General features: G+C 58.1%; 17 protein-coding genes. 11 read left to right on the forward strand and 6 right to left on the reverse strand.

The window, feature by feature from the left end; translation table 11 throughout:
* Positions 1-182: 182 nt before the first annotated feature.
* The 3 genes from M2427_RS17775 to M2427_RS17785 form a co-directional block, all read right to left on the reverse strand.
* Positions 183-365, reverse strand: coding sequence for a hypothetical protein (locus M2427_RS17775; protein WP_280707783.1), 183 nt, complete (start codon positions 363-365; stop codon positions 183-185).
* 133 nt (positions 366-498) lie between these two features.
* Positions 499-996, reverse strand: a complete 498-nt coding sequence (locus tag M2427_RS17780; RefSeq protein WP_280707785.1) for a thermonuclease family protein — start codon at positions 994-996, stop codon at positions 499-501.
* Between the two features lie 44 nt (positions 997-1,040).
* Positions 1,041-1,649 (reverse strand): hypothetical protein, encoded by a 609-nt coding sequence (locus M2427_RS17785; protein WP_280707786.1) that lies wholly within the window; start codon positions 1,647-1,649, stop codon positions 1,041-1,043.
* Here M2427_RS17785 and M2427_RS17790 point away from each other — a divergent pair.
* From M2427_RS17790 to M2427_RS17815, 6 genes are all read left to right on the forward strand, one after another.
* The gene (locus tag M2427_RS17790; RefSeq protein WP_280707787.1) at positions 1,648-1,854 is read left to right on the forward strand and encodes a hypothetical protein; all 207 of its coding nucleotides are present in this window, start codon (positions 1,648-1,650) and stop codon (positions 1,852-1,854) included. The two genes, M2427_RS17785 and M2427_RS17790, sit on opposite strands and share 2 nt — an antisense overlap.
* A gap of 23 nt (positions 1,855-1,877) precedes the next feature.
* Positions 1,878-2,174 carry a hypothetical protein gene (locus M2427_RS17795; protein ID WP_280707788.1) on the forward strand — a complete coding sequence of 99 codons (297 nt, stop codon included), beginning with the start codon at positions 1,878-1,880 and terminating at the stop codon, positions 2,172-2,174.
* Positions 2,175-2,262: 88 nt separating this feature from the next.
* Positions 2,263-2,925 (forward strand): SOS response-associated peptidase, encoded by a 663-nt coding sequence (locus M2427_RS17800; protein WP_280707789.1) that lies wholly within the window; start codon positions 2,263-2,265, stop codon positions 2,923-2,925.
* Between the two features lie 125 nt (positions 2,926-3,050).
* Positions 3,051-5,126, forward strand: a complete 2,076-nt coding sequence (locus M2427_RS17805) for an ATP-dependent helicase (RefSeq protein WP_280708041.1) — start codon at positions 3,051-3,053, stop codon at positions 5,124-5,126.
* A 157-nt stretch (positions 5,127-5,283) separates the two neighbouring features.
* Positions 5,284-6,471, forward strand: coding sequence for a hypothetical protein (locus tag M2427_RS17810; protein WP_280707790.1), 1,188 nt, complete (start codon positions 5,284-5,286; stop codon positions 6,469-6,471).
* Positions 6,472-6,482: 11 nt separating this feature from the next.
* Positions 6,483-7,412 (forward strand): DUF3800 domain-containing protein, encoded by a 930-nt coding sequence (locus M2427_RS17815; protein ID WP_280707791.1) that lies wholly within the window; start codon positions 6,483-6,485, stop codon positions 7,410-7,412.
* On the opposite strand, the gene M2427_RS17820 is transcribed toward M2427_RS17815, so the two are convergent.
* Positions 7,402-8,121: an AbiV family abortive infection protein gene (locus M2427_RS17820; RefSeq protein ID WP_280707792.1), complete on the reverse strand. Its 720-nt coding sequence runs from the start codon at positions 8,119-8,121 to the stop codon at positions 7,402-7,404. The two genes, M2427_RS17815 and M2427_RS17820, sit on opposite strands and share 11 nt — an antisense overlap.
* Positions 8,122-8,240: 119 nt before the next feature.
* Here M2427_RS17820 and M2427_RS17825 point away from each other — a divergent pair, with 119 nt between their 5' ends.
* The 4 genes from M2427_RS17825 (at position 8,241) to M2427_RS17840 (ending at position 11,117) form a co-directional block, all read left to right on the forward strand.
* Positions 8,241-8,873: a hypothetical protein gene (locus M2427_RS17825; RefSeq protein ID WP_280707793.1), complete on the forward strand. Its 633-nt coding sequence runs from the start codon at positions 8,241-8,243 to the stop codon at positions 8,871-8,873.
* Entirely contained in the window at positions 8,779-9,633 is an 855-nt protein-coding gene (locus M2427_RS17830) for a HEPN domain-containing protein (RefSeq protein ID WP_280707794.1), read from the forward strand. The genes M2427_RS17825 and M2427_RS17830 overlap by 95 nt, the downstream gene beginning before the upstream one ends.
* 115 nt (positions 9,634-9,748) lie before the next feature.
* On the forward strand, positions 9,749-10,246 hold the full coding sequence (locus M2427_RS17835; protein ID WP_280707795.1) for a hypothetical protein: 498 nt from the start codon (positions 9,749-9,751) through the stop codon (positions 10,244-10,246).
* Between the two features lie 118 nt (positions 10,247-10,364).
* Positions 10,365-11,117, forward strand: a complete 753-nt coding sequence (locus tag M2427_RS17840) for a hypothetical protein (RefSeq protein WP_280707796.1) — start codon at positions 10,365-10,367, stop codon at positions 11,115-11,117.
* A gap of 134 nt (positions 11,118-11,251) precedes the next feature.
* Here the strand turns inward: M2427_RS17840 and M2427_RS17845 are convergent, their stop codons facing one another.
* Together M2427_RS17845 and M2427_RS17850 are read right to left on the reverse strand one after the other, a co-directional pair.
* Positions 11,252-11,554, reverse strand: coding sequence for a hypothetical protein (locus M2427_RS17845; protein WP_280707797.1), 303 nt, complete (start codon positions 11,552-11,554; stop codon positions 11,252-11,254).
* Positions 11,551-12,471 carry a helix-turn-helix transcriptional regulator gene (locus M2427_RS17850; RefSeq protein WP_280707799.1) on the reverse strand — a complete coding sequence of 307 codons (921 nt, stop codon included), beginning with the start codon at positions 12,469-12,471 and terminating at the stop codon, positions 11,551-11,553. The genes M2427_RS17845 and M2427_RS17850 overlap by 4 nt, the downstream gene beginning before the upstream one ends.
* A 319-nt stretch (positions 12,472-12,790) precedes the next feature.
* Between M2427_RS17850 and M2427_RS17855 the strand changes: the two genes are divergently transcribed.
* Positions 12,791-13,429 carry a hypothetical protein gene (locus M2427_RS17855; RefSeq protein WP_280707800.1) on the forward strand — a complete coding sequence of 213 codons (639 nt, stop codon included), beginning with the start codon at positions 12,791-12,793 and terminating at the stop codon, positions 13,427-13,429.
* The last annotated feature ends 138 nt before the right edge of the window (positions 13,430-13,567 follow it).

Consider the following 13,567-nt stretch of genomic DNA (forward strand, 5'->3'; position numbering starts at 1 on the left):
GGAAAGCCGTGTGCATTGAAAAGTGCCCGCACGGTTTGGGGGGAGGCGTAGGGATATCCTCGTCGAGGTATCCCGCGCCTACCCTACCGAGACGCGCCAGCGGCTCGGTTCACGAGAGCCCGGTGCGGCGGCAGCCGCATGCGCACAAGCAGAAGAGTCCGCCTAGACTTGAGTCAGAAGATCTAGATTTCCTCGCGCGCGTTCGTTTGCGCGTCATAGATCCTGATCTGAAGCATGGGAAAACGCTTCTTTAGCTCTTCTCCACCTGCCCTTGCGCCGTCTTTGGTTGCAAATTCGGTCTTGAGTCGGCCGTCCACTTCGAGCGCGTAACCCGTGGCCGGCAGTTCACGATTGGCTGCAACCATTTTCTTCCTTGTATGCAGTGAGGCGGTTGGGATTGGTGGTTAGCGTGAGTCGGCCAAACCACGCCAGAGCCATCTGCGCGGCTGGGGGATACATCATCGCACGTTGTGGATTGACGCCTCGCATCGGAGTTCATCAAGGATGGGCACCCGCGTCGTCCGAACAGGCGGACGGCTTTCCGCCCGCGCGGGTGCAGGCGCGATACAGCCACGGCTCGACATAGCTGCCCTTCCAGATACCTCGACCGGCACGCTCGGCATCCCGCTGAGCCCCAGTGTATCTGCCTTTCGAGTATTGAAGCCAATCCAGAGCAAGGCCATTGCGCACGAGCCATTCGCCGAGATCGGCGCCGTCGACAGAACAAGTCGCAACGGTGCGGCCATATCGGTCGAGGCTGACTGGGACACAGTTGACGGGGCGTCGCGCAATGTAAGCGTCAAGGTCGTTTGCCGCCTGGGCGCCACAGCGATATTGAGAGCTGTCCTCGCCACGGCACAACTGGCTGTTCTCTGGAGCGTCGATGCCCCATAGTCGGATGGCTGTTCCATGAATTTCCAGCGTGTCGCCGTCGACAACGCTGGCCTGACCGACCAAATTGTCGGCCAGAGCCCCGCTCGATAACAGCAGGAGCATCGATACAAGGGCTCGGCGTTTGCTATGACGTTGGCTACCATCGATTACCGCAGATCGCGCGGACTGGATTTCGGCCAGTTCTCAAGCGGCTTCAGCGAAGGCAGGTTCTCTGGCCGCTCGGGATAGTGAAACTCGGTGCCGCGCAACCAACGGCCCTCGAACCGATCCCAGAACAGGATCGCATCCATCTGCCAGGTGAACTCATAGACTCTCCAAACACCATCGCTCTCTATGACTTCACCGGTCCCGTTGAAAGGCAGGCTGTTGAGCTTGCAGAGAGCATAGATCTCATCCCAGTGCTCGCGGATATACCGGTCCTCGAGCGCTACATGATAGGGCCGGTCGGCACGCCAGCGCGGCCCGCCCCCGCGCGGATAAAAGCCCTGGCGCGGCATCAGGAATTCGGGGATGCGCGCAATCGCCTTGCCAATCCGGCGCGCCTCATCCGAGGAAAGCTTGCTGGCGCCGAAGCTGTAGCGCTGCGTGTCGTCGCGGCAATAAAGCCACGCCAAGGTCACGCCATTGGCGTCCTTGACGACGTAGCACTCGGAATTTTCCCGGACCAAGGTCCAGGGCGGCTTGAAACGACGGCTTGACTCCATGAGAACAAAATAAGAACATAGCCTATCGACGGTCAACCTGGAACGGGCCATGTCCTCGGTCTTAAAGCCGAACGAACAGGACGATGGGCTCGAAGCCGCCGTCGACCAGGCAATCGCCGTTTGCGGCGGCGATCCGCGCGCGACTGTTCGCGCGCTGATCGTCGCGAACAACCTTCTGGAATCGGAGATCGCCGAGTTGAAGAAGGCCGTATCGCATGCCTACACGCGCGGACGCTTTCGGACCTACACAGGATAGACGTCAGGGGTGATGAGGTATCGATGAGGCATCAGGACAAGCTTTCTTTCATCACGGATGACCAGGCCGAGCAGATGGGAGCTGACATGGCGATCCAGTTCATGCTCGCGACGCTATTTCAGATCGTATCGGACATGGCGGATGACCCGCGCGGTTTCCGTACGGATGTTCGTAGGGAACTTACCGATCTCATAGCAACCTATGAGCTGCCGCCGATGCCAGAGGATGCTGAGCGAAAGGTTCGAGCCGCCGCTGGCAAGATTCTCGACGGCATCATGATGCGTTCATTTGAACAAAAGGGAGTGAGGAAGGCATCGTGAGGTTCGGGAACACAGACCAACGATTATCAGATCCGTGGCGCACCTCGGCCGCTCGACGTCGCCCATGATCGTCGAGATCGAACGCTGAATGTGTAATCTGTATTCGATCACCACGAACCAGGCGGCGATTGCCGGCTTGTTCAGACGCATGAACCGGTACGTCGGCAACCTGCCGCCGATGCCTGGTGTTTTTCCGGATTATCCGGCACCGGTGATCCGCAATATCGGTGATGCCCAGGAGATGGTGCTGATGCGCTGGGGCATGCCACCACCACCCAGGAACGGTGGTCCGCCAGTAACCAACATTCGCAACACGTCCTCTCCCCACTGGCGCGGCTGGCTGAAGCCGGAGAACCGCTGCCTGGTGCCGGCGAACAGCTTTGCTGAATACGCGCCCGAGCCGAATCCGGAAACCAAAAAGAAGGACGTTGTCTGGTTTGCGCTCGACAGCAGCCGGCCGCTGTTCTGCTTTGCCGGCATCTGGACCGAGTTCAAGGGAGAGCGCGGCACGAAGTCGAAGCCGATTCCCGGGCCTCACCTCGTCTATGGTTTCTTGACGACGTCCCCGAACGCAATCGTCGCGCCGATCCACCCGAAGGCAATGCCGGTGATCCTGACAACTGAGGAAGAACGCGAGGTCTGGATGCGAGGTCCCTGGGACGAGGCGAAGGCATTGCAGCGGCCGCTGCCCGATAACGCGCTGCAGATCGTGATGCGCGGAGCCGACAAGGAAGACAAGGCGGCGGCCTAGGCCCGTTTGCGTGGCGCGCGGAACGCAGGAAAGGACTGAAGGACGTCCTGCTGGCGGCGCAGCGTAGATGATCTCATTGCGATTTAAGCAAGAATCATCGAGCGTGCAGTTCTAACAGGGGGACAATCGTGCTCGCGTCCACGGCCGCATCATATCTTGAGACGCTCAACCCGGAACAGCGTCGAGCCGTCGAGCACGGGGTCACCGCCGATAGTCATGTCGGAGCTCCCCTGCTGGTCATCGCCGGCGCCGGGTCCGGCAAGACGAATACGCTTGCCCACCGTGTTGCCCACCTCATCGTCAGCGGCGCTGACCCTCGTCGGATCTTGCTGATGACATTCTCGCGGCGCGCTGCGTCCGAGATGTCGAAGCGCGTCGAGCGGATCGCCCGCAAGGTCCTTGGCGCTGATGCGGGGATCATGACCGACGCGCTCAGCTGGGCCGGCACCTTCCATGGCATCGGCGCCCGGCTGCTTCGCGAGTACGCCGACCAGATCGGCCTCAATCCCGCTTTTACCATTCACGATCGCGAGGACTCGGCGGACTTGATGAATCTGGTCCGACACGAGCGCGGGCTCTCGAAGACCGAAAGCCGTTTTCCCGCCAAGGGCACCTGCCTTTCGATCTACTCCCGCTGCGTCAACGCCGAGACCCAGCTTGAAGAGGTGCTCGGAGCGTCATACCCGTGGTGCTCGGGCTGGGCTGCCGAGCTCAAAGACCTCTTTGCGGCATACGTCGAGGCCAAGCAGAAACAGAACGTCCTCGATTACGACGACCTTCTCCTGTACTGGGCCCAGATGATGAACGACGCCGCCATCGCCGATGATGTCGGTGGCCGTTTCGATCACGTGCTCGTCGACGAATACCAGGACACGAACCGTCTGCAGTCGTCAGTGCTTCTGGCGTTGAAGCCCGGCGGACGCGGTCTCACCGTGGTCGGCGACGATGCGCAATCGATCTATTCCTTCCGGGCTGCCACCGTCCGCAACATTCTCGACTTTCCCGAACAGTTCAGTCCGAGGGCGGAGATCGTTACCCTCGACCGCAATTATCGTTCGACGCAACCGATCCTTTCCGCAGCAAACGGTGTCATTGACCTCGCCAGGGAGCGCTTCACCAAGAACCTATGGACGGAGCGCGCGTCATCCGCAAAACCTCGCCTGGTCGCCGTGCGAGACGAGGCGGACCAGGCGCGCTACATCGTCGAGCGCATTCTCGAAGCCCGCGAGGAAAGGGCCCTTCTCAAACAACAGGCGGTGCTCTTCCGCACCTCCTCACACAGCGGACCGCTGGAAATCGAACTCACCCGCCGCAACATCCCGTTCGTGAAATTCGGCGGCCTGAAGTTTCTTGACGCCGCGCACGTCAAGGACATGCTCGCCCTGCTGCGGTTCGTCGAGAATCCACGCGATCGCGTCGCCGGGTTCCGCGTGCTGCATCTGTTGCCGGGCATCGGTCCTGCTTCCGCTCAGCGCATTCTCGATCACATGGCGGAGACCCCCGACCCCCTCGGCGCGCTTTGCACCCTGCCCTGCCCGCCCCCCACCGGCGATAACTGGACAGCCTTCGTCAAGACGATCGGAAATCTCCGGTATTCGGAGTGGCCCGTCGACCTGGAGCGTACCCGCCTCTGGTACGAACCACATCTTGAGCGCATCCACGAGGACGCCGAGGTCCGGCGAGCCGACCTCGTTCAACTTGAACAGATAGCCGGCGGATATCCTTCACGCGAACGCTTCCTGACGGAACTGACCCTGGATCCGCCGGACGCGACCAGCGACCAGGCCGGTGTGCCGTTGCTGGACGAGGACTATCTGATCCTATCGACCATCCACTCGGCCAAGGGCCAGGAATGGAAGTCGGTGTACGTCCTCAACGTAGTCGACGGCTGCATGCCGTCCGACTTGGGAGCCGGCACCTCCGCCGAGCTCGAGGAGGAGCGCCGCCTCCTCTACGTCGCGATGACGCGGGCGAAGGACGATCTCCATCTGATGGTCCCGCAACGCTTCTTCACGCACGGTCAGCACTCACAGGGCGACCGGCACATTTATGCATCGCGAACCCGCTTCATTCCCGAGAAGCTGCTAGGCCTGTTCGAGCGCACGAATTGGCCGACGGCTCCTGCAGACGCCGCTGCACGCGGCCCAAGCCAAGGGCCTCGCGTCGACATCGGGGCTCGCGTGCGAGGGATGTGGCGCTGAAGCTTTGCCGAAGCACTGCGATTTCGAATCCCTGCTCTGCGACAGTTTTTTCATCGCACATTCCCTTGCAGGATCGGTCTAGCCCAGGGCCGACCGAAGATGCGCTGTGGCCCGGGCTCGTTACGCAGCTTCGGCTGTGATGTGATAGAATTTGGCCATGACTGAGTCTGAGCACAAGAACGAGAAGTCTGATAAGCTCGGTATCCTGCTTGGCAACGCAGGCAAGCCGATCAGGCTGTCCGGCATGCAATTGGATGGTATTTCCGCGGAGGCGGGCCGAGCCGGCGAATCTATTAAGATATGGACGCGTCTTTGCCTGACTTCGGACGACCGCTTTTTTCATCGTGTGGCTGAAAGCCTGAACAGTCACATCGAGTTCATGGCGCGCCAGTCAGGGCACGTTGTAAACCTCAAGAACGCAGGATACGTCTTGCTTGTTGTGCATCCGGACAACACCGGCGAGCTCTGGGTAGATGCAGCGGCAGTCGCGCTACTGATTATGCCAAAGCGGGACATGGTCGCCGGGAGCGTTCTCTTCAATAACGACATCGCCGACGTGACCGGAATGTCGTTTCCGCGCGTCGACATCGATGAGAAGGATCGCATTGTTTGCATCTTTCGCGAAGGTTGGCGTTTCGGGCTCTTCTTCGATGCCAACCCGGACGGACAGCTCGGCATTCCGGAGATGCAGCGCGATCTTGGCACCTTATACCGACGGCTGGCGCATCGTGACCTGTATGATGCCATCGCCGATCAAGCGACCTTTTCTCGGCTGCTCGCTGCAGGTTGGTTTCCCTTCGTTGAAATACTCGGAGCTGAGTTCCAAAGTCTCGCAAAACCCAGCGAAGCAGGATTTGAGTTGGACGATGAAGAAGCGAAGCTTCTTGCGAAATTTGACACCGATCGTCTTGAGCGCATGTTTAAGCGCTGGATGGTTAAACCACACTTCGCTGGCAAGGAGCCCTTGTTGCGGTCCGCCATCAACTCCTTCACCAGCGGCGATGCCGTGCCCGTGCTTAAAATCGTGCTGACCGAGATCGAAGGCATTCTCAACGAAGCTTATCGGAAGATCCACGGCCAATCGGCGAAGATAAAGGTCTTGCTCGCGTTTGCCGTTTCATCCGCTGAAGCCAAGGCGGGACGGCCCGATACCCTTCTGTTTCCGACAGCCTTCGCTGAATATCTTCAACAACATACCTTCGCCAACTTCGATCCTTCCACGTCATGCGGCTCGGCCGGCTCACGCCACGCCGTCGGGCACGGCCACGCGGCAGTGGAAACCTACACGCTCGTGCGCGCGTTGCAGGCCCTTCTGACGCTCGACCAGCTAGCGTTTTATACTTGAAAGACAGAAGCGTGGATCTCCTGCAAGCCTTCACTGATGATTCCGCGGCCCAAGCTGGCGACAAGCGGCTGTATCTGGCCGGCTATCTGCACCGAGCCGATGTGTGGGCCTCCTTCTCGAAGGACTGGCATAAGGAGCTGAAAGCCTGGCCCGCGATCGAATACCTGAAGGCTTCCGAAGCCCATCACCTCAGTGGCCAGTTTCATCATAGCCAATGGGATGAGCAGATGAGGGATGCCAAGCTCGCCAAGCTCGCGGCCATCATCGCTCATTATCAGCCGGTCTCATACGAGTTCTCCGTAAACGGCCGGTTGTTCGAAGACGAACTAAAGCCTGTCTCGCCTTACGGATTTGGACGGCTGCATTTCACGATGTGCTTTACGGTCCTCTCTGGCGTAGCCCGCTTCACCGCCGAAAGCCCGGTGCGTGCTCCTGTCCAGTTCATCTTCGACGAGCAGCAGGGCGTGGATGCCGATGTCGAGATGTTCATGGCCGAGATGATAAAGGCCCTTCCGGTGGAGGCTCGCAAGCTGGTCGATGGTCTTCCCCAGTTCAAAAATGAGAAAGAGCAGCCATACGCGCCTCTCCAGGCCGCTGATCTGCTTGCATGGCATCTCCGTCGCGAGCATGAAACGGGTGAAAAGCTGGCCAGGACAAATAGCCTCATCAGCAGTGATGGCCATCTTGTTCAGGAAATCCCCGATGAGGTGCTCCGCAGTTGGGCCACTCACCACGCCACGCTCCCAGGCGTGCCACTGCTTCAGTCAAAGCGGCAATGGAAGGGCTTCAAGGCCGAACACAAGAGGCTCATGGACGCGGGCATCGATCCTTCGAAAATCACGGGATCTGGGATTTACTATCCCGAGGGATCAAGCGTGTTGGTTCGAACCATCGATTGGTTCAGGCGCCAGCTCTTCGGGTCGCGGTATCTCAGTCTTTGATAGCCCATTTGCCCTTACGAGTCATGCGTGCTTGCAATTCGTTCATGATCGCGTCGAACGCCTCATATGGGCCGTCAGGATTATCGGCTTTCAGTTTTTCCGCGAATTCCAGGAAGCCATCGAGCGGCGGAGCACTGTCAAAGTCATTTGCCCATCTCTGAAGCATCCGAAGCTTCGGTGCCATAAGACCCAGAAATTCTGCGTTGCGCTGAGCCGTGCCCTTGACCATTTTTGAGGTGATCCGTGTCTCTGGCGAGTGAAAGTTTGCTCCATCGAAGTCGACATAGAGAGCGGCATTTTTCGCCTCGTTCGATTCCTCGTGAAATAGCCGCTTCACTTCGTCAAATGCCGCTGCGGATTGCTTCCAATCCTTCTCGCTCCGGGCAGCCTTCTCCGCATGTGATAACTCAAGCATGTAGGCATTCGCACTGTTCTTTGCTTTGTGGTTGGCAAGGGCCCGCGCGAGCTTGGTTTGGTCGACATCAATCTTCGCCAAGATCGACGTGGCCCATGCGCCAAGCATTTCGATTTTGCCGCATTCCTCCAGCGAAATCTGGTGAAGGAAGAGTGCGCGCGGCATAGCGCCGATCGATGCTAGAACTTCGGCTTCCTTGAAGAGTTGCTCCGCATTTGCGAAAGCAAGCGTCGCCCCGCTAGCTATCTCGGCCACAAGGGCCTTTCGCTCACCATCATCCATCTTTGTAGGCATCCAAAATCACCGAAGAGACTGCTTGGCCGCCAATAGTAGGACGGCTTTTCGGCACTCTCAAGTTGCACGCATCTGTGCGTTCTGGCTTAGTGGGGCTTTAGATGCGAAGGAACAGCCCATTGAGCGCCGGATCAGACACATACGAAACCTTGCTGGAAGAAGCCACCAAGGGGTTGGCCGAGGCGCAAAGAACGATCAAGGAGGAGCCCGGCAAATGGCGCGCGGCCAATCCGTTCTTGGCGCCCACGATTCCGGTGAAGGACGGCTCGCATTTCATCGCGAAGGAAGGTCTCGCCGCTCTCCATCAGCTCGGCCGCAAATGGCATGATAACGACAGCACCGTGAAGGCATCCATAAGCCGGAAAGCGGCGGCGCAGCTTGCTGTTCAGGCGTTCGGCAACCTGATCGACGCCGCCCAGACCTTGCCTGGTACTGCGCTGGTCAAGACGGAGTTCTTGCGGCTCCTACAAGAGCGGCTCGACAGGCAAACGAAGCGCGAATTTTTCTACTTTCCGGTCCGGCTCTTCGAACAGGACGACGTACCGAGCTTTTCAGTAGGTCCCGTCCACTTCTACCGGCGGCACGATTGGCTTGATGCCGTAGAAAAGGTCACCGGCAAGACGCCAGCATGGAAACAGGAAATCGTTGCGCATTGGAATGGCGCGGAACGTTTCGAGCCCGCTCGGCCACGATGCCGACGAAGTTGTCAAGTTCGTCGGTGCTTGCGAGTGGATTGCGACGATTGCCATTGATGGACGGCATTCGAGCCGTTCTTCCGTCTGCGCTTCCACTGCCGTTGTCGTTGCCATCGATGCACTGGGGCTAGGACTTAACCCGGACAACGCGAAGGCGCTGCGCGCTCCCGGAGACCGGGTCGAGGTGTCCATGTCCCGTTCGCTCTCGCAATACGAAGGCGCCGGAGGCTTCAATTCATCGACGTCGGTGGACATTCCACGCCTTGGAGGTAAGCCGGGCGCACAGGCGCACTATCTTCACGACCTCAGAAAGCTCCACGCCGATGCGGGAAAGGCGTTGCAAGACTTCGTCGATCTGAAGCCGACAGGAAGCTGCCCTACGGTCATGCGGCGATGGGTTGAGGCCATGTACTGGTTCGGCCAAGCCCGGAGAGAAAAAAGCGACTTCATCGCCCTCGTCAAGATCGGGATTTCGCTCGATGTACTGGCCAAGGGCGGCAAGAACAAAGGCATTCTCGCTTTGGCTTCGGCGATCATGAGTTTGGCTCCAGAGGACGCCGTTACGTCGGATGGCCAGTCTCTCGCATCATTCGTGAAAAAGCTCTACGATGAAGGCCGGTCCAAGATCGCGCATGGCGGCAGTTTGGCGCTGTTGCAGGAATTGCCGCTCGAGATCGAGAATGCCGATGCCTTTGCCGCGAACATTTTGACAGGCTACGTTGCCTGCGCCGCCAATTACACCGGCAATGACGCCTACGAAGATTTCCTGGCTGCCACTCCTTCGATCTTGCCGATCCTGAAATCGTCAGGGCCCTAGCGGACGGCTCCGAGAGGGAGCCGACTATTTTCGCTTGCTGGCCTTTCGCAATCTTTCCCAAGAGCCGGACCTGATACACAATCCCGCTTCTGGGATTCGCGACGCAGGAGGCGTCATGAAGCGGGATGGATTCGAAAAGATTGTCAGCCAGGCGGTAAGCCACGCGCTCGGAATAGAGATTGGCCTGACGAGCCAAGGCAGAGCAAGCGATGGCCGGCATTGCTTCGCCCGGCCCCAAAAGAGCGAATGCGATGTATGCTGCGTGCCGTTTTTGAAAAAGCATGTTGATTCGGTATATAACCACCCCTGTACGGTCAAAGAACGCCCCTATTGTCGTGTTCGCAGGTTGGCGCAAGCCATATCCGTACTTGGATCGGCTCAAGCTGCCGAAAACAAGATTGAATCCACACTCCGAAGCATGGGAGTTTCGTCGGAAGCATCTCTTGGCCGCGGTAATGCCTACAATATGTCGATCATCGTGAAGATTGACGAGGCAGGAAAAGCGCGCCTGCGGCAGCTAACGACCACGGCAAAGCAAACACGCGACGAAAAGAAACTGGCATCTACTTTGTCCGAAGCTCTCGACATTCTAAGTCCGGCGGCTCTCCGCTAAGCCCGCTTCAGCACGTTTCACGGCCCTTGTCCCATGCTCGCACACTCCACGCCGCCATTGGCTCATGTGGTAGGGGAGCGCGCGAGCCTTGTTCAACACCTGATCTTCAACGCCCGTGATGGCAAAATTCGAGAAGCCTCAAAAAGGAAATCCCCACCGGCTGGTAATCGGTCAGCACACTTTCCCCTCAAAAAGCATTGCGAGGTTTGCCGGTGCCGACGGCAGGGTTCATCTTCACATGAAACAAGGCGGCCCAATCCGGCGGGCAAAGCCAATCGACAGCATCTTTTGCGCACGACGTGCGTGGGATCATGGCACTGAAGTCGGCTTCATGAAGTCGATCGAGGATCGCTTTCAGCTCCTCGCTGATCTGATAATCGACGGCCGTGTGCTGGCCTTCGACGCCGAGCAGACGCACGTTATCAGTTCATTCTATGCTCTTTGGATGACGCGGGCAGAAATTCGGGATCAACCGCGAAACGACACTATTCTGCGCGGGGTTCTGCCCGGTCGCACTGGATGGTCAAGGGACGAAGAGGAAGGGCTAGAGAAGGCCGGACTTGCCTTCTTCAGAGGCATAACGATGCCGGCCCACATTGTGAACGGTATGCGCGCGGGCGTGCTCGTGGGTCCATACCTTCGACGAGTAAACCCTTCGGCAAGTTGGGGTATTATTCGGACCTCGGGCGGCGAGTTTATTGTACCCGATTGGCCCCTGCACGCGTTCATACCGATCAATCCAGCCCTCGCTTTGGCGAACCCCGCTCTCAATCAGACTCTTGATCGATACGCCATTGGTCTCGTCAATAAGCAGCTGCGAATGGCCAGCCGACGCTATTTCTTTGCACGAGATTTCACGGCCTGTCCTTGACGAGGAGCAGCCGACCGGCCAGCCTCCCCCACAACGCTAATAATGGAGTGTGCAGGGCGGCAAGCCCAAAGGGGCTTCCCGCACACGTGCACTTGGTCAACAATGATGATCCGCCTCGCCAATGGCACGGTGGTTCATCGCTCGATATGGTTTCTATCGCGCCCGGTACGCAGCAGGCCGCGCTCGCGAGTCTTTGACGGGCGATAAGCCGTTACGATCTGCCCATTCTTTACAACAAGCCGTTTGCCAACCAGACGACGGAAGCTTTGCAGAAGCTGCTTTAGGCCTTGCTCAGCGTTTCTGTAATCCTTCTCCCTTACCAGATAGCCGTCATCGACCTCGGTGCCGATCAAGACGATCAACTCGGCTTCATTCGCTAAAATGCTGCGCTGAGACATGCGCGCTGCCGCATGTTTTGTGATCCCGATCGAGTTCATGGGGCCGCTTCCTTCGTCTTATTGCGGCGCTCAATAGCCTTGAGTTGCTCCTTGATGAACGCGTCCGCCTGTGCCTGCACCCATGCGGCACGATCTTCTGTCTTCCCGGCGAAGTCCTGAAGTTCCTTTGGCATTTCGTACAGGTCGACAATGCCGCTGAGAATTCGCTCGGCCAGGACCTCGTCACCGCCCACCATGTCCAGCGCTTCTTTCCGGCACACCTCAAAGATTGGATAATCGATGGGCGAGAAGCCTTCGAAAGTCGCGACATCACCAATTTCGGCGGTCAGCTTTGAGAGGAAAACGGCAAATGGATTGTCCTCGTCGTCACCTTGGTTATGAAGCGAACCGTCACTGAAATCATCGTCGCCAAAACACATCCCGAAAATGTCATTGGCCTCAATCGAGCGCGTCTCCGCGGTAATTTTCTCTTCGGAATACATGAGATTGGATGGCGGCAGGTGCCGCATTTCTCTCTCGACCGCTCGTGCAGCACTGCACGCGTCCTCGAGCTTTTTGATCTTTGTGCGCCGCTCACCGAGGCTCATCTCCGCCGCCCAGCAAAAGAGAAGCGGCGCAAGCTCTAGCACTTGCCAGGGCTTGATGAAGTACCGTTCCGAAATTAGGTAAAGGTAGTTGCCCGCAGTGTCGCTGACCCGAAAACGGGATTTCGGACGTCTCCTTGCGGGCTCGGTTTGACTGTCCTCTGAGGGCAGCGTTTTACGAGTCAGCTCGGCCGGTATCACACCCAGCGCTTGAGCAAGCTGACGAATAGTGTGGTCACGCGTGTCTTTGCCGCCCCGCTCGATACGAGAGATCGTCTGCTTGTTCACGCCGGACATCTCGGCCAGCCGATCCTGAGACCAACCCTTCTGATGGCGCAAGCTTTTGAGAATAAATGGGTTTATTTGTTCCATAGGCCTCGTCTCCTAACTGGGCCATCTAGCGCCAAAATGAATATCTAATAAATAGACATTGTCGGCGTCTTTGGCGGCCGGCAACCAAACTGCGTCGTTAGGAGTAGGCATTATTGAGGAACAGTGCTTACTGATGCGTCGAGAATGATGGGCGGTCACTGGTTCCGTCGCCCGCTCTGTTGCATGCGTCCTTGGGCCGCCATCATCTACGAGCCATTGAAAATATTGGAGAATTTCTTATTTAGCCTTTACTGAGTCCGAGACCGTAGGCTGGCTCCGTATGTATTCCTTGAGAGGGAGTATCCGACCAGGAGAAATCATGTCTCTGCCAGCTTTCGACGACCTGCCGTTCAATCAACGCCCTGACCTGACGCCCTATTTGATCCATCTGACGAAGAACACGGAAAGCCAAAACGACCGTACGGCCTACGACAATCTTGAGAGTATTCTTGAGTCCGGCACGATCAGGGGCAGTCGGCCGTCACAGGGCATGATTAAGGGGAACCACCGCGCAGCGTGCTTCATGGACGTACCCTTCGCGTCACTGAAGTACGTCCTCACGCCCGAGAACATGGACCGGCAGAAGCCGCGATACGAGCCATATGGCATCGCGTTGACCAAAAGATTCGCCTATGGCGCAGGTTGTCGGCCGGTGCTTTATCTCTCTAACGCAGAACTCGATGAGCTCAGCATTCCCCGGGCAGAGCTTTGGCGCGTGGTCCGCTTCGAATCTCAGAAAGACCGCTGGATCAGTTGGGTCCACGAGCGCGAATGGCGTTGCAAGGGCAGCTTTGATCTGCCCAACAAGATACAAGTGGCTTTCGTACGCACGACTCGGGAGGCTGAAAAGCTCACCGGGGATCTAGTGAAATACCCCCGCGACTTTGCATGCAGGCCGCGCGCCGTAATCCCGCTGACAGTGATGTGCCAAGGCCTGCTTCAGCTCGCCGACGGCTAGACGCGATTCGACCCTGGGCGCCGGAAGGGTGACCGAGGTTCGCCTAGTCCACCTAGCTCTCTAAAGCCGGGTAATCCCCTATTTTGCCGCTACTGACGCCTAAAGTCTGCTTTCGTATATCAAAATTGCCCAGTACCA

The organism is Bradyrhizobium sp. BR13661 (assembly GCF_029892425.1).
GTDB lineage: Bacteria > Pseudomonadota > Alphaproteobacteria > Rhizobiales > Xanthobacteraceae > Bradyrhizobium.

Bases quoted from the DNA above. Each gene is read 5' to 3' on its own strand.
- M2427_RS17775 (WP_280707783.1), bottom strand. From the start codon at position 365: ATGGTTGCAGCCAATCGTGAACTGCCGGCCACGGGTTACGCGCTCGAA.
- M2427_RS17780 (WP_280707785.1), bottom strand. From the start codon at position 996: ATGCTCCTGCTGTTATCGAGCGGGGCTCTGGCCGACAATTTGGTCGGT.
- M2427_RS17790 (WP_280707787.1), top strand. From the start codon at position 1,648: ATGTCCTCGGTCTTAAAGCCGAACGAACAGGACGATGGGCTCGAAGCC.
- M2427_RS17785 (WP_280707786.1), bottom strand. From the start codon at position 1,649: ATGGCCCGTTCCAGGTTGACCGTCGATAGGCTATGTTCTTATTTTGTT.
- M2427_RS17795 (WP_280707788.1), top strand. From the start codon at position 1,878: ATGAGGCATCAGGACAAGCTTTCTTTCATCACGGATGACCAGGCCGAG.
- M2427_RS17800 (WP_280707789.1), top strand. From the start codon at position 2,263: ATGTGTAATCTGTATTCGATCACCACGAACCAGGCGGCGATTGCCGGC.
- M2427_RS17810 (WP_280707790.1), top strand. From the start codon at position 5,284: ATGACTGAGTCTGAGCACAAGAACGAGAAGTCTGATAAGCTCGGTATC.
- M2427_RS17820 (WP_280707792.1), bottom strand. From the start codon at position 8,121: ATGCCTACAAAGATGGATGATGGTGAGCGAAAGGCCCTTGTGGCCGAG.
- M2427_RS17830 (WP_280707794.1), top strand. From the start codon at position 8,779: ATGGCGCGGAACGTTTCGAGCCCGCTCGGCCACGATGCCGACGAAGTT.
- M2427_RS17835 (WP_280707795.1), top strand. From the start codon at position 9,749: ATGAAGCGGGATGGATTCGAAAAGATTGTCAGCCAGGCGGTAAGCCAC.
- M2427_RS17840 (WP_280707796.1), top strand. From the start codon at position 10,365: ATGGCAAAATTCGAGAAGCCTCAAAAAGGAAATCCCCACCGGCTGGTA.
- M2427_RS17845 (WP_280707797.1), bottom strand. From the start codon at position 11,554: ATGAACTCGATCGGGATCACAAAACATGCGGCAGCGCGCATGTCTCAG.
- M2427_RS17850 (WP_280707799.1), bottom strand. From the start codon at position 12,471: ATGGAACAAATAAACCCATTTATTCTCAAAAGCTTGCGCCATCAGAAG.
- M2427_RS17855 (WP_280707800.1), top strand. From the start codon at position 12,791: ATGTCTCTGCCAGCTTTCGACGACCTGCCGTTCAATCAACGCCCTGAC.